At 72.5% G+C, this 18,296-nt stretch carries 15 protein-coding genes and 1 tRNA gene; 6 read left to right on the top strand and 10 right to left on the bottom strand.

What is annotated here, in order from left to right; genetic code table 11:
- Positions 1–342: 342 nt before the first annotated feature.
- The 3 genes from FLV34_RS11675 to FLV34_RS40365 are packed head-to-tail and all read right to left on the bottom strand — an operon-like array spanning position 343 to position 5,062.
- On the bottom strand, positions 343–1,095 hold the full coding sequence (locus tag FLV34_RS11675; RefSeq protein WP_142649380.1) for a hypothetical protein: 753 nt from the start codon (positions 1,093–1,095) through the stop codon (positions 343–345).
- Positions 1,095–2,075, bottom strand: coding sequence for a MinD/ParA family protein (locus tag FLV34_RS11670; RefSeq protein WP_142649381.1), 981 nt, complete (start codon positions 2,073–2,075; stop codon positions 1,095–1,097). Before FLV34_RS11670 ends, FLV34_RS11675 begins: the two co-directional genes overlap by 1 nt.
- A 41-nt stretch (positions 2,076–2,116) precedes the next feature.
- Positions 2,117–5,062: a hypothetical protein gene (locus FLV34_RS40365; RefSeq protein ID WP_187280610.1), complete on the bottom strand. Its 2,946-nt coding sequence runs from the start codon at positions 5,060–5,062 to the stop codon at positions 2,117–2,119.
- Positions 5,063–5,741: 679 nt separating this feature from the next.
- On the opposite strand from FLV34_RS40365, the gene FLV34_RS11645 reads away from it, so the two are divergent.
- Entirely contained in the window at positions 5,742–7,076 is a 1,335-nt protein-coding gene (locus FLV34_RS11645) for a deoxyribodipyrimidine photo-lyase (protein WP_261985740.1), read from the top strand.
- A 114-nt stretch (positions 7,077–7,190) separates the two neighbouring features.
- Here the strand turns inward: FLV34_RS11645 and FLV34_RS11640 are convergent, their stop codons facing one another.
- The gene (locus tag FLV34_RS11640; protein WP_147943060.1) at positions 7,191–7,808 is read right to left on the bottom strand and encodes a TetR/AcrR family transcriptional regulator; all 618 of its coding nucleotides are present in this window, start codon (positions 7,806–7,808) and stop codon (positions 7,191–7,193) included.
- 70 nt (positions 7,809–7,878) lie between these two features.
- On the opposite strand from FLV34_RS11640, the gene FLV34_RS11635 reads away from it, so the two are divergent.
- Positions 7,879–8,286, top strand: coding sequence for a PPOX class F420-dependent oxidoreductase (locus tag FLV34_RS11635; RefSeq protein ID WP_142649384.1), 408 nt, complete (start codon positions 7,879–7,881; stop codon positions 8,284–8,286).
- A gap of 166 nt (positions 8,287–8,452) precedes the next feature.
- Here FLV34_RS11635 and selB read toward each other — a convergent pair whose 3' ends face one another.
- Complete coding sequence (selB, locus tag FLV34_RS11630; RefSeq protein WP_147943059.1) at positions 8,453–10,279, bottom strand: selenocysteine-specific translation elongation factor; 1,827 nt, start codon at positions 10,277–10,279, stop codon at positions 8,453–8,455.
- A complete protein-coding gene (gene selA, locus FLV34_RS11625) occupies positions 10,279–11,568 on the bottom strand; it encodes an L-seryl-tRNA(Sec) selenium transferase (RefSeq protein ID WP_142649386.1) in 1,290 nt (429 codons plus the stop codon). Before selA ends, selB begins: the two co-directional genes overlap by 1 nt.
- Before the next feature lie 490 nt (positions 11,569–12,058).
- Here selA and FLV34_RS11615 point away from each other — a divergent pair, with 490 nt between their 5' ends.
- Entirely contained in the window at positions 12,059–12,820 is a 762-nt protein-coding gene (locus FLV34_RS11615; RefSeq protein WP_142649387.1) for an IclR family transcriptional regulator, read from the top strand.
- A 112-nt stretch (positions 12,821–12,932) separates the two neighbouring features.
- On the opposite strand, the gene FLV34_RS11610 is transcribed toward FLV34_RS11615, so the two are convergent.
- A complete protein-coding gene (locus tag FLV34_RS11610; RefSeq protein ID WP_261985739.1) occupies positions 12,933–13,862 on the bottom strand; it encodes a hypothetical protein in 930 nt (309 codons plus the stop codon).
- Positions 13,863–13,968: 106 nt separating this feature from the next.
- Positions 13,969–14,062: transfer RNA gene (locus FLV34_RS11605), tRNA-Sec, on the bottom strand.
- A gap of 92 nt (positions 14,063–14,154) precedes the next feature.
- On the opposite strand from FLV34_RS11605, the gene selD reads away from it, so the two are divergent.
- Together selD and FLV34_RS11595 are read left to right on the top strand one after the other, a co-directional pair.
- Positions 14,155–15,168 carry a selenide, water dikinase SelD gene (gene selD, locus FLV34_RS11600; protein ID WP_147943058.1) on the top strand — a complete coding sequence of 338 codons (1,014 nt, stop codon included), beginning with the start codon at positions 14,155–14,157 and terminating at the stop codon, positions 15,166–15,168.
- A 47-nt stretch (positions 15,169–15,215) separates the two neighbouring features.
- Positions 15,216–15,755: a DUF6886 family protein gene (locus tag FLV34_RS11595; RefSeq protein WP_142649389.1), complete on the top strand. Its 540-nt coding sequence runs from the start codon at positions 15,216–15,218 to the stop codon at positions 15,753–15,755.
- A 9-nt stretch (positions 15,756–15,764) separates the two neighbouring features.
- Here the strand turns inward: FLV34_RS11595 and FLV34_RS11590 are convergent, their stop codons facing one another.
- Together FLV34_RS11590 and FLV34_RS11585 are read right to left on the bottom strand one after the other, a co-directional pair.
- A complete protein-coding gene (locus tag FLV34_RS11590; protein ID WP_142649390.1) occupies positions 15,765–16,412 on the bottom strand; it encodes a response regulator transcription factor in 648 nt (215 codons plus the stop codon).
- Positions 16,397–17,656, bottom strand: a complete 1,260-nt coding sequence (locus tag FLV34_RS11585) for a sensor histidine kinase (RefSeq protein WP_142649391.1) — start codon at positions 17,654–17,656, stop codon at positions 16,397–16,399. The genes FLV34_RS11590 and FLV34_RS11585 overlap by 16 nt, the downstream gene beginning before the upstream one ends.
- A 213-nt stretch (positions 17,657–17,869) precedes the next feature.
- Between FLV34_RS11585 and FLV34_RS11580 the strand changes: the two genes are divergently transcribed.
- On the top strand, positions 17,870–18,280 hold the full coding sequence (locus FLV34_RS11580) for a hypothetical protein (protein WP_142649392.1): 411 nt from the start codon (positions 17,870–17,872) through the stop codon (positions 18,278–18,280).
- Positions 18,281–18,296 lie beyond the last annotated feature (16 nt).

Below are 18,296 nucleotides of genomic sequence, written 5' to 3'. Positions count from 1 at the left end.
CGGTCGCGACGTCGTCATGCACGCCGGCACGCGCACCACCGGAGCCGCCCGACGAGGAGCCGGGCGCCGAATCCGACACCGGATCCGATGACGACGAGTCGAGCGAAGAGGACGAATCCGACGAGAACGACGAAGCGCGGCCGGGCTCGTCGGACGTCGGCGCGGCCAGGGGGGCGGCACCGTCTATCGGCGGGGGGGCATCGCGGCCGGGGTCGGCCACGGCCGCCCAGGGCTGCGCGACGACGGCGCCACCGGTCGCGGACACCGCTGCGAGGAGCAGGCCGGAGACCAGGGTGGCGCGCCGGGAGGACATTCGGGGGGTCATTGAGGCTCTTCCTCGATCTAGGGAGTGGGCCGGGGACCGATGAGGGACTTCCAGCCCGCCGCGGCGAACTCGGGTGTCCCTGGGAGAGCGGCTGCGGGCACGGACGGAGGCGTCGGGTCGGGGATGTTCACCCAGTCGCCCTTGTCGGCACCGCGCATATCGGGTTTCCACGCCATCAGCAGGCTCATGGCGTAGGGGCTGGAGTAGACGGGGCCGGTGGCACCGGCGCCCGTGGTCGCCGTCACCTGCACCAGGACGGAGACCTGCACCTGGTCCTCGGAGCGGACCTTCCACTGGACGCCGATCGTCTGCGTCCGCAGGGCCGCCCCGGCGGGCAGTTCGCCTTCGGGGGGAAGGCCGAGGGTCTCCCGCCAGCCGCGTACGGCGTCGCGAGCACCCTCGCGTGCCGCCTCACGCTGGTCCGGCGGGGCGTACAGCGCGGCCGCCTGTTCCGCCTGGCCGAGGTCGAGCGTCCAGGCGGCCTCCAGGGCGGCGGCCGCAGCGGACGCCGCCCCGATCTCGGTGTGCGGGAAGCCGACGGGATAGCCCCCGTCGCCCTCGTGACCGGTGGGCACCGCCAGCGCGACGGTCGGCGCGACGACGTGCGCGGGCTTGGGCGGCGCGTCGGCGTGCCGGGTCTGCAGGACGATCACCGCGACGGCGATGACGGTGACGACACCCGCGATGGCGACGACCAGGTGCCGGGGATCCCACCGTCGCGGCGGTCCCAGGTCCCAGTCGAGCGCCGGATCGGGAATGACCGGTCCCACTACTTGCTCCGGTCCGTCCGCTGCGAGAACGCCTGCCCGGCGGCGGCGGCGAGGCGCAGGTACGCGCCGCGAGTGGTGGGCCGCAGCCGGGCCAGATCGACCTCCGCGCCCTCCTTGAGGTGCGGGTCGAACGGCACCCGCACCACCGTGCGGCAGCGTCCGGCGAAGTGGCGTTCGAGCAGGTCGACGTCAACGTGCGACTTCGGCTCGACCGCGTTCAGCACGACGATGGCGTTCCTCACGAGGTGGCCGTGGCCGTGGGCGGTGAGCCAGTCGAGGGTGGCGGCGGCCGAGCTCGCGCCGTCCACCGCGACCATGGTGACCAGCACGATCTGGTCGGCGAGCTCCAGCGTGGCGCCCATGGCGCCGTGCAGGAGCCCGGTGCCGCAGTCGGTGATGCAGATCGAGTAGTAGCGCTCGATCAGGTTGGCGACCGTACGGTAGTCCTCGGCGTTGAACGCCTCGCTGACGGCCGGGTCGGTGTCGGAGGCGAGCACCTCCAGCCGGGCGGACGACTGCGACGTGAACGCGCGGGCGTCGGCGTACCGCACGATGTGCGGCGCCTCGGCCAGCAGGGTCCTTATCGTGGCCGCGGTCTCCGACTTGACCTTGATGCCGAGCGTCCCCCTGTCGGGGTTGGCGTCGATGGCGATCACCCGGTCGCCGCGCAACGAGGCCAGCGTGTTGCCCAGCGCCGCCGTCGTCGTGGTCTTCCCCACCCCGCCCTTGAGGCTCATGACCGCGATCCTGTGGTGACCGCTGGCGACGGGCGTCTGGGCCTGGGCGATCAGCGTGCGCCGTTCCAGCTCCGCCGCCGACTCCGAGGGGATGATCCGGCCGCCGGAGAGCTGGTAGACGAGCCGCCGCCATCCGCTGGTGGGCTCGATGCGGCGGTTGGTCAGCAGATGTTCGGCCGTGAGAGGCACGCTCTCCGGGAACTGCTCGGCAGGAGTGGGCACCGAAGTGTGGATCTCGGTCATGGGCGGGTCCTTTCACCGAGGACGGGAGGAAACAGAGGCGGTCAGCAGGTGCTCCATCGCACGGTGGCGGTGCCTTTCTTGCCCTTCGGGCCGTGCAGTTCGAGCGGCGCCGTCACGGGCGAGGGGACCCCGCACCAGTAGCGGACGCGCAACGCGCGCACGGTGAGCACGTCGGTGTGCCCGGGCTTGAGCGTTCCACTGGACGGCTCGACCACCAGGCCAGGAGCCGTTATCCGCCATTTCACGGGTTTTCCGGAGGTCGTCGAGAGAGTGAGGGTTCCTCTCCCGAACGCGTCGAGTGCGACGACGGACGGCGCCTGCACACCCCAGGCACCCATCAGGAAGACGCCCGGACGTGTGGGAGTGTCCGGAGCGGCGCCCTGTCCGCCGGGTTGCGCGGCGCCCCCGCCTGTGGCGCCCCCTGCCGCCGTGCTCTGTTCGCCGCTCTGTCCCCCGCTCTGTTCGCCGCTCTGTCCCCCGCTCTGTTCGCCGCTCTGTCCCCCGCTTTGTCCCCCGCTCTGTGCTGTGCCCCCGCCTGTGGCACCCCCGTTCGCCGTACTCTTTTCCCCGCTCTTTCCGTCGCTCTTTCCGTCGCTCTGATCCCCGCTCTGTGCGGCGTCCCCGTCCGTCGTGTCCTGTCCGCCGGGCTGCGCGGCGCCCCCGGCCGTGGTGTCCCCCGCGGCCGTCGCGGTCACCGTGACCCGGGGCGCGCCCGTGCTGGTGGTGCCCTCGGCACCCGCCGCACCGTCCGCCGTACCACCCGCCGCGCCGTTAGCCGCGCCGTTAGCCGCGCCGTTCGCCGTGCCGTCCGCTGCGGGGTTCGCCGCGGGGTTGCCCGCCCCCGTTCCCGCCGGATCGGCGGACGTCTGCGCGACGTTCGCCTCCAGCGCCCCCTTCTGGGACTGGGGAGCGGGAGCGAAGAGGTTGATCCCCGTCACGGTCCCCGCCGCCCCCGCGACGACGACGATGACGATGCGTAAGGCGGTCGCCCGAAGCAGTGAGCCGACCCGGGCCAGGACCGCGACGATCCTGATCTGCGCACCGGCGGGCGGCCTGTGGGCGGAGCCTGCCTCCCCGGCCGTACCGGTGGTGTCGTGGACAGAGGCCGTTGCAGGGACGGTGCCGACAGCGGGGGCAGGGACCGCCTCGGCGGCATGCGCCAGCGCCTCCCTGGCCCTGATCTGCGAGAGCAGGGCGTTGTAGAGAGGCGTGTCCTGCCCCGGCTGCAGCGCGGCGCTCTCTCCGGAGGCCGGGTGCGCCCTGCTCGCCACCCCGGGGAACGGGTTGGGCCGTTGCGTGGCGCGTGACCTCAACGTTCCTGACGGCCACGGCAGGCTCGGCTGGGTGTCCTCCTGGGAGATGGGCCGCACCGGGCGCTCCGGCCGCTCGGCCCCTGGAGTCCCCGCGGCCGACGGTTCCGCCTTGGGAGCCCCCGCGCTCGGCAGTGCGCCCCCAGGAGCCGGCGTGAGCGGCAGCGCGGCCCCGGCAGTCGCCGCAGCCTGCGGCATGGCCCCGGGAGCCAGCGTGGTCGGCAGTTCGACCCCGGCGGTCGCGGCAGTGTCGGCAGGACGCGGCGCTTCCGGCAGCGAGGGCAGGAGGCCGGGCCTCGTGTCGTCCCGGTCCTCCCCGTCCTTCCGGGACGGGGGGCGGGACTCTTCCCGGGACCCCACCGGCGACAGACCGGAGCCGGGCGGCACCGACGGCGGGCCCGGCGGCGTCGCCCCTGGGACCGCAGGAGCCGCCGGCGTGCCTGGCGGCGACGCGGAGACCGCCGACGCGGGCGGCGGCGATATGGGGGATGCCGACGCAGGCGCGGCGGGAGCGGGTGTGGACGCCGCCGCAGGCGCAGGCGCGGGCGCGGTGCCCACGGGAGCGGACAGCGGCATGCCGAACGACGATGGGGGCCGCTGCCCCGTCCGCTCCGCCGGAGCAGATGGCGGTGCAAACGCCGGGTCAGGCGCGGGAGCAGACGGCGCAGAGGACGGCGGTGCCGAGGATTGCGGTGCGAACGCCGGATGGGACGCCGAAGGACGCTCCGAAACGGATGGCGACGAAGACGCCCGGGCGGACGCTGGTACGGACGGCGAAGAGGACTGCGGCGCGAACGCTGGATGGGACACCGAAGGGCCCGCCGGATGGGACGGCGGAGGAGACGCCGGGGCCGATGGTGGCGGGAACGGCGGAAGGGACGGCGGAGTGAACACCGGCGCGGTCGGCAGAGCGGACGCCGAAGGGGGCGCCGGGACGGGCGGCGGGGCGGGCCTGGCTCTGTGGCTGGCCCTGCTCAGGGCGTCCAGAAGTCGCTGCCTGGTCTCGGGCGTGAGGTCGGCGACCGGAGGGCGGGACAGGATCTGCGGAACGGTGTATCGGATGTTGATGGGCCGTTTGCACACCACGCACGTCACGATGTGCCGGAGCAGCGCCGTACGGGCGGTGCCGAAGTCGGCCGCCTCGCCGTGCTCGTCCGGGAAGACGGCGGCGGCCAGCGGAGCGAGGTCCGGGCAGATCGGACGGCCCCGGGCGAGGCCGTCCAGCCCGCTCACGAGGATCTCCACCACGTCCTGGGTGCGTGCGATCAGCCTGCCTGCCTCCTTCAGCGGCAGCGCGAGCACGTACACGAGATCCCGAAGCGGGAGTTCGTGACGGTAGAGGAGGAGCAGCGTCTCCGCGCCCAGCGGGTCGGCCAGGCGCCACGCGCGCCGCACCGCGAGGTGGTCGGGTCCGCCGGACCCGGGCCCGGGCACGAATCCCCGCCCCGGGCCGGTGGCGACCTCACGGCGCAGCGCGGACAGCAGCCAGGCCCGGTCTGAAACGTTCCCGGGCCGTTCGCGGGCCGCGCACGACTCCAGAGCGGCGGTCACCGCCGCGAGCATGGGGCCGGACGCGAGATGGCCGGAGGCATAGTCGACGAGGTGGGCGCCGTGTTCGTCCACCCACGTCATCCCCTGGCCGGGGTCGAGCGTCACATCCCCGACTGGCGGGCTCATGCGCACCGGATCGGGGTGAGGACGACGACGGCGTCATGTTCGGCCAGAGCATCCCTGCGACTTAGGCATGGCACTTGCCTAACAGGAAATCTTGATGCATACCGATACATAGAACGAGATCTTAGACTGACCGCGATGTGTTGGGAAGGAAAAGAACCAGAGAAATCCTGAGTTGAGGATAAGCCGCAAATAACACCGATATGGTCATCCGAAAGGGATCTGGTAGCGGCTCCGTATCGTCTCCCGACTTGTCTGGAGAACTTGCGGACCATGATTGCTTTCGCCACCCCGACAGCCCGGATGACCTGCCCCTTCATTCCGCTTTCCGGCACGAGCGACATTCGGCGGCGGGCGGGTTTCGGTGCCGGCCTTTCACCCGTCATCCGATCGCCACATCCGATATGAATAGCCTTCATATTTCTGGGGAATAACCAGCGTTCCATGCTTTTTCAGCATTACAGCATGCGCACGCGCGGTCTCTGCGTGAAGCAGCCTCCGCCCACCTCGGATCACCCTCGAACGGCCGCCGCGAGGTCGCGAAAACGTGATCTCCAACGATCTTCGACGACCTTCCACGATCTTCAACACTCTCCGGCGATCTCCGCGATTTCCCGCGCCGGAGGCCGTCCGGCACGTGTCGAATCGGACTGACACTCAGGCGGCGTCTGCCTTCGTTGACGTGACGCCCGCAACCACCGGTGCCGGGGACCACGAAGAGACGTGCGTGGAGGCCGTCGTCGTCCTGTTCAACCGGGACCTGCGAGTTCACGATCATCCGGCGCTGTCCGAAGCGTGCGCCGCGGCCCGGCACGTCGTTCCGCTGTTCGTTTTCGACCCCGCCATCGGGGCCCGGCACCGCCGCGACTTCCTCCTCGCGTCCCTCCACGACCTGCGGTCGTCCCTGCGCGCGCTCGGCGGAGACCTCGTCGTACGGCACGGCGACCCGGTCGCCCATGCCGTACGGACCGCCGGGGAGACGGGCGCGGCGGCGATCTGGGCGAGCGAGGACGTCAGCCCGCTGGCGCGGCGACGCGAACGGCGATTGGCGGAGGAGTGCCAGGCCCACCGGCTGGAGTTCCGTCTCTTCCCCGGCGTGACCGTGGTGCCCCCCGGCGCGCTGCGACCCGGCGGCGGGAGCCACTACCGCGTCTTCTCCCCCTACTGGCGGGCCTGGTCGGCCACCGCGAGACGGCCGGACCTCGGCGCGCCCCACCGCCTGTCCCTGCCACGTGGTGTCGATCCCGGCGTCCTGCCCGGGGCGTCCCCCACGCCGTACGGGATCGTGCGGGGCGGGGAGGACGAGGCGCGGCGGCGGCTGGAACGGTGGGTGAACGACGGCCTGGCCTCCTACGCCGAGACGCGCGACCTGATGGCGGGGCGCACCTCGATGCTGAGCGCCTACCTTCACTTCGGCTGCCTGTCGCCGTCCGAGGTCGTGGCCCGCGCCTGCGAACGGCCCCGCAGCGAGGAGTACGTCAGGCAACTGTGCTGGCGCGACTTCCACTACCAGGTCGTCGACGCGTTCCCCGACATGGGCCGGCGCGACTACCGGCCGAGGGACGTGGACTGGCGGCGCGACGAGGAGGCGGAGGCCGCCTGGCGAGAGGGCGCGACCGGGGTTCCGATCGTGGACGCGGGCATGCGCCAGCTACGCGCCGAGGGCTGGATGCACAACCGGGTGCGCCTCGTCACCGGCTCCTACCTGACCAAGCGGCTCGGGATCGACTGGCGGGCCGGGCTGGAGCACTTCGCCGAGTGGCTGCTCGACGGCGACATGCCGAACAACTCCGGCAACTGGCAGTGGGTCGCGGGCACGGGCAACGACACCCGGCCCTACCGCACGCTCAACCCCCTGCGCCAGGCGAAGAGATTCGACCCCGACGGGGAGTACGTGCGGCGTTACGTCCCCGAACTCGCCGCGCTGCCCGGCCACCTGGTGCACGAGCCGTGGAAGGTGCGCGGCGGGGTGCCGGGCTACCCCTCCACTCCTCTCGGCGGCGAGCTCAGTGCGTGACGGCCGCCGAGCCCGTCCCGCCGTCCGGTCAGAGTTCGGCGTCGGGAGTCGACCCCGCCCGGACCATGATCATGCCCGTCCCCGGCGCTTCCGTACGGCCATGGGCGGAGCACGTCATGGCTGTCTCCTCGTCATCCTGTCGAGCTGGCCGACGACCCATTCGCGATAGTCCTTCGACAGCGGATCGGCGCCGACGATCCCCTCGACCATCCGGGGCAGCGCAATAGGCGCGAAGGCCAGCGCGTAGGCGACCAGCAGGACGAACTCGGCGTCCAGCTCGCCGGTGATCTCGCCCTCCTCCTGACGGCGGCGGGTCCGCTCCACGGCCTGGTGCAGCCGGTCTCGCTGCGCCGTCGCCCATTCGTCGTCGCTCTCGGGGGACGAGCCGTCGCCCAGCGCCTGCCAGATCACCAGCCGGGACCAGTCCGGGTTGTCCAGTGTCGCGTCGAGGTGGGCCGCCACGCTCTCGGCGTACGTCGCGCCGGGCGGCGTCACGTTCTCCTGCGAGCGTGCCCACCTGCGCCGCAGTTCCTCGACGAGCCCCTGTTTTCCGCCGAAGTAGTACGAGATGAGCTGCTGGTTGACGCCCGCTCGCGCCGCGATGGCGGCCGTCCGGGCTCCGGCGTACCCCTTCGCACCGAACTCCTCGACCGCCGCCGCCAGGATCCGCTCGCGGGTCCGTTCCGCCGCCTTCCCACGCTCTTGTGGTGCGCGCCGCCCTGATGAAGCCATGCGTCGCACCCTAGCCAATCATGTGGTTGAGTGACAAAAATCAATCAATCACTTGAAGAGGATGGGGCGCATGATCTTCACAGAGCGCGAAATCGAATACCTCTCCAGTCAGCGGATCGGGCGCCTGGCCACGCTCCAGCCGAACGGGACGCTCCAGGTGAGCCCTGTCGGATTCCGCTACAACCCCGAGCTCCAGACGATCGACATCGCCGGGCACAACATGGCGGCCAGTCGCAAGTTCCGCAACGTGCTGGCCAACGGCAAGGTGGCGTTCGTCGTGGACGACATCCCGTCCGTCGATCCCTGGCAGGTGCGCTGCCTGGAGATACGCGGGCGCGGCGAGGCGCTCACCGAGGCCGCCGACTCGAACGCCCCGCTGCCCGGCCCGATCATCCGCGTCCGTCCACGGCGGATCATCAGCTTCGGCATCGACCCCGGCAACCCCGCCGCCGGCAAGCGCGACTTCCCGGAAGCGTGAACGGCGCGCAGGCGGTGCGCGTCCGGGAGGCGTGCACGGCCCGGAGGCCGTGAGTGGTCCGGGGAGGCGTGAACGACGCTGATGCCTGAACCGCGCGGAGGCGGTGAACGGCGCTTAGGCGTGAGCGGCGCGGGGGCGTGAGCGGCGCGGGGGCGTGAGCGGCCTTTTACTCGGATCGGCCGGTGGCACGGCAGCGGCGGTGGACCTCGTCCACCCGTTCAGTGAGGCCCTTGCGGTCGAGGTGTTCCAGCAGCGGCACCGCGACCCTGCGGCTGGTGCCGAGCACGCTCCTGGCCTGGCTGACCGTGAACGGCTGCGGCAGCCGGGCCAGCAGCGCCGCCGCGCCCGCGTCCGCGCCCGGCGCGAGCACGATGCCCTCGGCCACGCGCAGCAGCGCCCCGGCGCGTACGGCGGCGGCGAGCTCGCGTGGTCCGAGTCCCAGCTCCGCCAGCCGCCCGGCGTCCGGCGCCTGGAACGGAGCCGTGGCCAGGTCGTCCAGCAGGGCCCGCACCGCCCGGGCCACGGGGGCGGGCAGCCCGGCCGTCCCGGTCACGACGCGGCCCGCCGTGGTGATCCGCCCGTCGGCCACCGTCAGCGGCGGGCGTACGAGCGCCGTCACGAGCCGCCGGTCGGGCAGGCCCAGCTCGTGGCGGGCGGCCTCCACCGGCATCCCCGGCTCCAGAGGATGATCGGCGGCGTACCGCCGTACGACCTCGGGGAGACGAGCCGACAGCTCCGCCCAGTGATCGGGGTCGGCGTGCCAGCCGGCGGCCACCGGCCGTCCCGTGGGCGGGCAGCCCATCGCGAGCAGCTCGCCGTCGCGCAGCAGCAGGTGCGTACGCAGGAGCGACGCGGCGTCCGCCGACGCGTCCGCCAGCGCCTTCGCCCGTTCCCTGGCCGCGCCCCGGCGGCGCAGCTCCGGAGGGCGTACGTCGAGCACGGTCGCCCGCGCGAGCACCCGCAGCTCGCCCTGTCCCCGGCCCGGGTCGCGCAGCAGCAGCGCGTCGCCCACGTGCAGGGGAAGCGGCCGGGCCAGGCGTAGCCGGGCCGCCACACTTTCGGCACTTTCGGCACTTTCGGCCTCCGCGCCGAGCGGGCGCACCTCGCACGGCACCGCCGCCGAGCCGATGTGGGCGGTGAGCCGCGCGGGAAGCGGCCCGCGTGCGCCTTCCGCCATCGTCACGCGTACGTCGGCCAGGCTCGTCGCCGTCCAGGCGCCGGGCGTGACGAGGGCGTGGCCGCGTTGCGGCGCGATCCGCCCGCGCAGGTTGAGCGCCACCCGCGCGACCCCGGTGACCGACTCGACGTGCTCCTTGAGCGACTCCAGGGCGCGTACCCGCACCGGCTCGCCGTCCAGCTCCAGTTCGTCGCCCGTCGCGACGCGGCCGGCGGGCAGCGTGCCGGTCACGACGGTGCCGCTGCCGCGCACGCTGAACGCCCGGTCGATCCACAGCCGTACGGGGGCCTGCGGATCGGGCGCGGGCAGCGCCGCCACCAGCCGGTCGAGGGCCGCCCGCAGCCCGTCGAGGCCCTCACCGGTGCGCCCGCTCACCGCCAATGCCTCCACCTCGCCCAGCCCGGCCTCCGCCAGCCGGGCGCGCGCGTCCTCCAGGGCGGGCGCGGGGTCGGCGAGGTCCGCGCGGGTGACGGCGAGCAGGCCATGCCGTACGCCGAGGGTGCGCAGCGCGACCAGATGCTCCTGCGACTGGGGCATCCACCCCTCGTCGGCGGCGACGACGAACATCACGGCGGGCACCGGGCCGACACCGGCGAGCATCGTGCCGAGGAAGCGTTCGTGCCCGGGGACGTCGACGAACGCCACCCGTTCCCCCGAGGGCAGCGTCGTCCAGGCGTAGCCCAGCTCGATCGTGAGCCCACGGCGCCGCTCCTCCGCCAGCCGGTCGGGCTCCATCCCGGTCAGCGCCCGCACCAGCGTCGACTTGCCGTGGTCGACGTGCCCGGCCGTGGCCACGACATGCGTTCCCGGGGCCATCAGGAGGCCGCCCTGAGGACGGCCGCGAGGACCTCGCCGTCCAGGTCCGGCGGCACGGCGCGCAGGTCGAGCAGCAGGCGTCCCCCCTCGACCCGGCCGACGACCGGCGGCTCGCCGCGCCGCAGCGGTCCAGCCAGCCGTTCCGGCAGGCTCACCGCCGTGCTCGGCAGGCGCACTCCGGGGGCTCCGCCCCCGCCCACGGTCGCCTCCGTGGTCACGGCCGCCGCGTCCACACCCGCCTGGCACAGCGCCTTGGCCAGCGCCTCGGCCCGCTCCCCGAGGATGATCGGATCGGCGTGGAGAGCCTGCCGTACGGGCGGCTCCGGGCCCCGCAGCGTCGCCTCCAGGGCGGCCAGCGTCAGCTTGTCCACGCGCAGCGCACGGGCGAGCGGGTGCCGCCTGAGCCGTTCGACCAGGTCGCTGCGGCCGAGCAGCAAACCGGCCTGCGGACCGCCGAGCAGCTTGTCGCCGCTCGCGGTGACGAGGTCGGCGCCGACCCGCAGCACGCTCGCGGCGTCGGGCTCCTCCGGCAGGAGCGGATCACGGTCGAGCAGCCCCGAACCGATGTCGACGACCACCGGCACGCCCAGCCCGGTCAGCTCGGCCACCTCGACCGAGCCGGTGAAGCCCTCGACCCGGAAGTTCGACGGGTGGACCTTGAGCACGAACCCCGTCTGCGGCCCGATCGCGTCCCGATAGTCGGCCAGGGCGGTGCGGTTGGTCGTGCCCACTTCGCGTAGCCGCGCGCCGGTGGACACGAGCAGGTCGGGGATGCGGAATCCGTCGCCGATCTCGACCAGCTCGCCCCTGCTGATCACGATCTCCCGTCCGGCGGCGAGCGCGGTGGCGGCCAGCACGAGGGCGGCGGCGTTGTTGTTGACCACGTGGACGCCCTCGGCGTCGGGCACGGCCCGGGCGAGCGCCTCGATCGCGCCGCGTCCCCGGCGGGCACGCGCTCCCGACTCCAGGTCGAACTCCACGTCGGTCGCCCCAGCCGCCACCGTCACCGCCTCGACGGCGGCCGGCGACAGCGGCGCGCGGCCCAGGTTCGTGTGGAGCAGCACGCCGGTCATGTTGACGACGGGCCGCAGGCTCGTGGCGTGGCGCGGCAGCGCCGCCAGCGCGACGTCGGCGACGTCCTCCGGTTCGATCTCGCCCTGCCGCACCCGCTGCTGCGCGTGCACGACCGCGTCCTTGACCGCCGTACGGCCGAGCCGCTCGACGGCGGCGACCAGCCGCGGATCGGCCAGCACGGCGTCGGTGCGCGGCACCCGCCTCCGTGGATCCACACTTCAAACTACAGCGGCGGTGCCCGGCCGCCCGATGAGCCAGGCCGGGCACGCCGGTTCTTCACCAGCGGCTTGGCGCCGCCGAGGCACAGCCCATAAGCCGGGCCGGGCACGACGGTTCTTCATCAGCGTCTCCTCGGCCACCAGGACACGCTGTATGCCGACTCCCGCAGCCTCGACACCTTCGCCCGGCAGCACTACCGCGCGTGCCACATCAAGGGGGACGTCGCTCGTCTTCGGCCGCGCGACCGCCGTCTTCGAGCGGTGCGAGCTGAGCCCGGGCGCAGCGATGCCCGTGCCCGAGAACCGGCGGAACTCACACCGCGACAGGCCGCCGGGCGCACCCTCGGGAGCTACCTAGGCGACTGGCGCTCCGGCCCTGCTCTGCTCCCCCGTCCCTCGGGCAGGTGACACCTTTCTCCCTGCCATGGCGGTAACGGCGGAGTGCTCGTCCGCGAGTTCCTTGTGACCGCCTCGGGAGGGAAGCCCCATGGACGTGCGGGACCACGCCGCTGCCGGACCGCACCGGAAGCCGGCGATTCGAGCCGGTACGGCGAACGGGCGCGGCGTGCTCGAAGGGGCGTTCCACCTGCTCGACGTGCTGGCGGCGGCCGAGGAGGGAGCCGGTCTGTCCGAGCTCGCCCGCGACGCCGGCATGCCGAAGGCGACCACCTATCGCCTGCTGCGGCAGCTCGCCGACCTCGGCGCGGTGCACCAGCACGGGCAGCGCTACTTCGTGGGGCGGCGGCTCGCCCTCCTGGGCGACGCCTGGCAGCCCGACCCGCGGCTGCGGGCCGCCGCCCGCGAACCCGTACGCCTGCTGTCGGCGCTGACCACGACCGTCGTGTTCCTCACCGCGCTGGAAGGAGACCGGGTCAAGGTGATCACGGTGGCGCGGGGAGAGATCAAGGAGGTGCCGCCGATCCTGCCGGGCTCCGAGCTTGCCGAGGCGACCGCCGCGGGCCGGGTGTTGCTGACGCAGAGACCGGACGGCGACGCCGCGCCGCCGGGGTTCACGCTCACCGAATGGCGGCGGGCCCAGGCGGCCCTCCGCCGGTCGGGTTCGGTCGCCGTAGATCACCATGAGGTGATGCCCGGGGTCTGCTGCGTGGCCGCACCGGTCCGGCGCCCGGAAGGCGAGATCGTCGCGTCCATCAGCGCGCTGGCGGTGCGACCGGCGGTGCCGGCCGGGCTCACCGAACTCGTACTGCGCGCGTCGCGGGAGATCACCCGCAACCTCGGCCGCACCTGACGGTCCACGGCCCGCTGCCCCAGGTCGTCCCGCCGGCACCACATCGAGGCCGTACGTGCGCCGCCTCGTGTGGACTCGCGTCACGGCCCGCCGGGGCGGCTGGTCGTAGCGGCTAGGACTCCTCGGCGAACAGGTCGGCAGCCGAGGTCGCCGTGGCGGCACGCCGCACCCATTCGTCAAGCAGGCCCACATCCGTGCAGGCACTGATGAACGCGCGGTCGGAATCCGAGACGGCAATGCCACGCGCCTCCAGAACGGTCAGCACCGCCCTCGCCTCACCCTCTGCCCGGCCCCTTCTCCGGCCTTCCTCGCGGCCCTCTTCACGGCCTTCCGCACGGCCTTCCGCACGGCCGACTTCGAGACCCTTCCCGTAGTGCTGACGAGCGAAGGAACTGTAGACCGGCCAAGTGGTGGTTTCCATGACTCTCTCCATGACGTATCTGGCGGCCTTCGTAGCGAGTCGGTATGCGTATTCATAGTATTGCGGAGCGTGTTCATCGGGTAGGTGTCGCAGCGCGGCCACGAACGCCTCTATCACCGGCGGATGTTCGCCGTGAGCCATCACCGACAACGCGGCCAGTTCCGGGTGGGCCGCCGCTTCCGCGGGATCGGTGACAGCCGGGATCTGATCCGGGCCGATCACCTGACAGGCCAGCGTGTAGCCGGGCAGGCTGGTACGGATCGGGGCGGACGCCCACTTGGCCGTACGGGCCTTCGGGCAGATCATCAGGACGGTGATCGGGCAGGCCAACTGCAGCCACAGTGCGGCGGCATATCGAGGCAGCGCGTGCAACTTGTCCGGCTCCTCCTTCTGCTGGATCTCCACGACGATCGCGTGAAGGGGAGAGTGCCGGGGGCCGACCGTGATCACGACGTCAGGGCGCAGATCGATGGACGGGCGGTCGTTCAGGTCGTTGCTCGCGACCTGGACCGGGAGCCCGTCAGGCACATCGACGCCGAGGTGGTCGCGCAGCATCTCGACGGCGAACTGCGGCCTGTGCCGGAACAGCAGGTTGAGCGTGTCATGCAGGGGGGACGGCATGACACGGAATGTCATCAACAAATTACTATGAGTAGTCGCCGCCTTGGCTCGGCTGCCGCAGGGCCGAGGCCAGGCCACAGGCTTGGCAGAGGAAGGCGAACGGTGAGCGGAGGTGGACGGGAATCGAACCCGCCAGGCCGAGGACCTCGGCCTCGTCGGTTTTGAAGACCGCGGGGGCCACCAGGCGCCCACACACCTCCAGGAAGAAACCTAACCGGTACGGGGTAGGGACCCTGGGCGACGCCCCGCGGCAGGCGGCGTGACGGACGGACGACGCGAGGACGGGTGCGACATGACCGAGACGGCGGACCGGGCCGGGATCCGGCTGACCCAGCAGGCACACGGAGGCGGCTGCGCCTGCAAGATTCCCCCGGGTGAGCTGGAGAGCATCGTGGCCGGGCTCATGGCCCCCGACCCCTCGGCGTACGCGAACGAACTGGTCATCGGGCTGGACGACGGCGACGACGCGGCCGTGGTCAGGATCGAGGGCGGCCGGGCGGTCGTCGCCACCGCCGACTTCTTCACGCCCGTCGTGGACGACCCGTACGACTGGGGGCGCATCGCGGCGACCAACGCGCTGTCCGACGTGTACGCGGTGGGCGGCGAGCCGGTCGTGGCGGTGAACCTGCTGGGCTGGCCCAGGGAGAGGCTGGCCATGGACCTCGCCAGGGAGGTGCTGCGCGGGGGCCTGGACGTGGCGCGGGCGGCGGGCTGCCACGTCGCGGGCGGGCACAGCGTTGACGACCCCGAGCCCAAGTACGGCATGGCGGTCACCGGCCTGGCCGACCCCGACCGGCTGCTGCGCATCGACGCGGGACGGGCGGGGACGCCGATCTCCCTCACCAAACCGCTCGGCGTGGGCGTGCTCAACACGCGGCACAAGGCGACCGGAGAGGTGTTCCCGCAGGCGGTCGAGGTCATGACGACGCTCAACCGGGACGCCTCGCGGGCGGCGCTGGAGGTGGGGGCGAGGTGCGCGACCGACGTGACCGGGTTCGGTCTGCTCGGCCATCTCTACAAGCTGGCCAGGGCGAGCGGCGTCACGGCGGTGGTCGACGTGGCGGCCGTGCCCTACCTGGAGGGTGCACGGCAGGCGGTGCACGACGGCTACGTCAGCGGCGGCACCCGCCGCAATCTGGAGTGGGTCCGCGCCCATCTCGATCCTGGCCGCTTCGGGGAGGAGGACCTGCTCCTGCTGGCCGACGCCCAGACCTCGGGCGGCCTGCTGGTCGCCGGCGAGATCCCCGGCGCGCCGGTCGTCGGCGTACTCGTCCCGGCCGGGGACGCCGCGATCCGGCTCGCCTGACATCCCTGGCCCGCCCGGAACGGCGGTGAAGTGGTAGACCCGGTGACATGCGACCTGAGCCCGGCGAGGTGCTGCATTTTTCCGAGGACCCCGAGATCACCCGATTCGTCCCGCACGTGGCCGCCACCGCACGGCAGCCGGAGGCGTACGTCTGGGCGGTGACGGCCGAGCGCTGCCCCGACTACTGGTTCCCCCGCCAGTGTCCGCGGGCCATGGCCTGGACGACCCCGGCGACCACCGGCGACGACCGCGACCGGATCATCGGGCCGGGCTGCGGCGAGCGGGTCCACGCCATCGAGTACGGCTGGCTGGAGGCGTTCCTGAGCGTCCGCCTGTACGCCTACCGCTTCCCGGCGGAGAAGTTCGTCCCGTTCGGGGAGCCGGTGCCGAGCGCGGTGGTCGCCACCGAGCCCGTCACACCCCTCGGGCCGCCCGAACCCGTCGGCGACCTGCTGCGGCTGCACGAGGAGGCCGGCATCCAGCTCAGGGTGCTGGACAACCTCTGGCCGTTCTGGGACGCGGTGACCACCAGTTCCCTGGGCTGGAGCGGCATCCGCCTCCGCAACGCCCGCCCCCACCCGGCTTAGCCGAGCGCGTCAGGCGTTGTTCAGGTAGGTGAGGACGGCGAGCACGCGGCGGTTGTTGTTGCCGTCGTCGGTGATGCCGAGCTTGCCGAAGATCGACGTCGTGTGCTTGCTGATGGCGCTCTCGCTGAGGAAGAGCCGCTGGCCGATGGCCTGGTTCGACAGCCCCTCCGCCATGAGGCCGAGCACGTCGTGTTCGCGTTCGGTGAGCCGTTCGAGCCGCCGGTTGGACGTCCCGCTGGACAGCAGCTTGGCGATGACGGCCGGGTCCATGGCGGTCCCGCCGCCTGCCACCCGCTCCAGGGCGTCCACGAACTGATCGGCGTCGAACACGCTCTCCTTGAGGAAATAGCCGATGCCGCCCGTGCCGTCGGCGAGGAGTTCACGGGCGTAGAGCTGTTCGACGTGCTGGGAAAGGATCAGGATCGGCAGCCCCGGCACCTGGCGACGGGCTTCGAGAGCCGCCCGCAGGCCCTCGTCCGACTGGGTCGGCGGCATGCGGACGTCGACGACCGCGACGTCCGGCCGCTGGGTCAGCAGCATGTCGAGCGTCTCGGGCCCGGTGGTCGCCGTCGCCACCACCTGGTGTCCGTACGCCTCCAGGAGGCGGACCATCCCGTCGCGCAGGAGGTAGAGGTCTTCGGCTACAACGATTCGCATGGCACGACCATTCTGACGTGGGTCGGACCGCCCGCCGGGCTGGTGATCTCCAGGGTGCCGTCGAAGGTCGCGAGGCGGCGGCGGAGCCCGTCGAGCCCGCCCCCCGCCCGTGCCCCGGCACCGCCCCTGCCGTCGTCCGCCACGTCGACGACGATGCCCTCGTCGGTGCGGGCGATCGAGATCCCGGCGTGGGTCGCGCGGGCGTGCTTGGCCGCGTTGGTGAGCAGTTCGGCGACGCCGAAATAGAGGGCGGACTCGATCGGCGGGTCCAGGCGCAGGCCGAGATCGACGCTGACGGTGGTTTCGAGAGGGCTGTCCAGGGCGAGAGCGCGTACGGCGTCGACCAGCCCGCGCTCGGTCAGCAGCGGCGGGCTGATGCCCCTGACCAGGTCGCGGAGCTCGGCCAGGGACGCGGTGGCCCCCGCTCGCGCCTCCCGCAGCAGCGCCTTGGCCCGGTCGGGGTCGGTCTCCATCAGCTTCTCCACGGTCGCCAGGGACATCCCGAGCGCGACCATGCGCGCCTGCGCCCCGTCGTGCAGGTCGCGCTCGATGCGCCGGATCTCGGCGGCCTGCGCGACCGTCGTGTCCGCGCGCTGGGCCGTCAGCTCGTCCACCCGGTCGGCCAGCGCCATCGCCGGCGACGGCCGCAGGAACCGGACGGCCACCGGGCGGACCGGCCGCCAGGCGTACGGCGCGGCGCAGGCCGCCACGACCACGCCGAGCACCCCGATGAGGCGCATGGAGGGCGCCGGGTGAGCGAACCCGACGACCGCCACCACGACTCCGGCCGGTGGGACGGCCGCGACCAGCCCCATGGTGAACGGGGCGATCAGTGCGAAGCGCAGGTCACGCCAGGTGGCGGGATCGCTCCGCCAGAGCCGCATCCGCTGGTCCCGGCGCGCGTCCCGGCTGGTGCGCTCGTAGGAGAATCCGTTCCACCAGTATCCGGTCGACATGCGCACCACCGGCCCGGCCTGCCGATATCCGGGCGGAATGACGGTGCCCGTCCACTTCGCCACGAGGGAACGGGTCATCCGGCAGACCGGGCGCGCCAGGGCGAGCGTGCCGACGGACGCCCACAGGACCGGCGCTATCGCCGGCCACGGGTTGCCGCCCCACCACCACATCCACAGCCCTGCGGCGGCGGCCCACACGGCCGGGACCAGCATGCTCACGACCAGCACGACGCACGATCGCACGAATCCCACGGCGGCGCTCGCCGCCCACGACAGCGGCTGTCGCATCCTTGTTCCTTCGTGCTCCATGACCCCGGTCCCCGATGTGTCCCGAAATGCGCCGATCCGGCGTGGTGTCTCCACTGTGCACCGCGCGGAGCCTGGTCACCATCGGCTCGGCCCGGGAGTGGGTCTGGCCCCACCCCTCCGTACGTCCAGACGCATACCGCGCCGCCCATGCCCTCCCTAGCGTCGAGATCACGACAACAAGGAGGAAAAGACATGACCACCATCGACAACACCCACGCCCACAAGGCCTTCGACCTGGCGAGGAAGTGCGTCACGCTCTCCGGCGTGATCTGCGCCGTCACACTCGCGACGGTCGTCGTGATGTCGATCGCCGATCACCCGGGCACCCCGTTCATGTGGGCCAGGGCCGCCATCTTGCTCGCCATCGCCCCGATGCTCCACCGGATGATCGCGCGTGCTTCGCAGGGCTCGCGGCGCAGCTTCGAGCGTATGCGCGTCATCACCGTCACGATGCCGATCGCGATCATCGGCGTCGACCTGATCCCCGGCATCTGCCCGATGTGGTACGCCGTGCTGCAGGCCGTGAGCGTCCTGCCCCTGGTCGCGGTCGCGTTCATCCTCAACGGCTCCGGCCCCCGCGCCGCCTTCCCCAAGACCCGCTGACCGGCCCGGCCGTCCG

The organism is Microbispora sp. CSR-4 (assembly GCF_008033685.1).
Taxonomy (GTDB): Bacteria; Actinomycetota; Actinomycetes; order Streptosporangiales; family Streptosporangiaceae; genus Microbispora.
This window is presented reverse-complemented; position numbering and strand designations above follow the sequence as displayed.

Excerpts from the sequence above, each read along its gene's own strand:
- FLV34_RS11670 (WP_142649381.1), bottom strand. The coding sequence starts at position 2,075 with ATGACCGAGATCCACACTTCGGTGCCCACTCCTGCCGAGCAGTTCCCG.
- FLV34_RS40365 (WP_187280610.1), bottom strand. The coding sequence starts at position 5,062 with ATGAGCCCGCCAGTCGGGGATGTGACGCTCGACCCCGGCCAGGGGATG.
- FLV34_RS11640 (WP_147943060.1), bottom strand. The coding sequence starts at position 7,808 with ATGGCTTCATCAGGGCGGCGCGCACCACAAGAGCGTGGGAAGGCGGCG.
- FLV34_RS11635 (WP_142649384.1), top strand. The coding sequence starts at position 7,879 with ATGATCTTCACAGAGCGCGAAATCGAATACCTCTCCAGTCAGCGGATC.
- selB (WP_147943059.1), bottom strand. The coding sequence starts at position 10,279 with ATGGCCCCGGGAACGCATGTCGTGGCCACGGCCGGGCACGTCGACCAC.
- FLV34_RS11615 (WP_142649387.1), top strand. The coding sequence starts at position 12,059 with ATGGACGTGCGGGACCACGCCGCTGCCGGACCGCACCGGAAGCCGGCG.
- FLV34_RS11610 (WP_261985739.1), bottom strand. The coding sequence starts at position 13,862 with ATGCCGTCCCCCCTGCATGACACGCTCAACCTGCTGTTCCGGCACAGG.
- selD (WP_147943058.1), top strand. The coding sequence starts at position 14,155 with ATGACCGAGACGGCGGACCGGGCCGGGATCCGGCTGACCCAGCAGGCA.
- FLV34_RS11595 (WP_142649389.1), top strand. The coding sequence starts at position 15,216 with ATGCGACCTGAGCCCGGCGAGGTGCTGCATTTTTCCGAGGACCCCGAG.
- FLV34_RS11590 (WP_142649390.1), bottom strand. The coding sequence starts at position 16,412 with ATGCGAATCGTTGTAGCCGAAGACCTCTACCTCCTGCGCGACGGGATG.
- FLV34_RS11585 (WP_142649391.1), bottom strand. The coding sequence starts at position 17,656 with ATGCGACAGCCGCTGTCGTGGGCGGCGAGCGCCGCCGTGGGATTCGTG.
- FLV34_RS11580 (WP_142649392.1), top strand. The coding sequence starts at position 17,870 with ATGACCACCATCGACAACACCCACGCCCACAAGGCCTTCGACCTGGCG.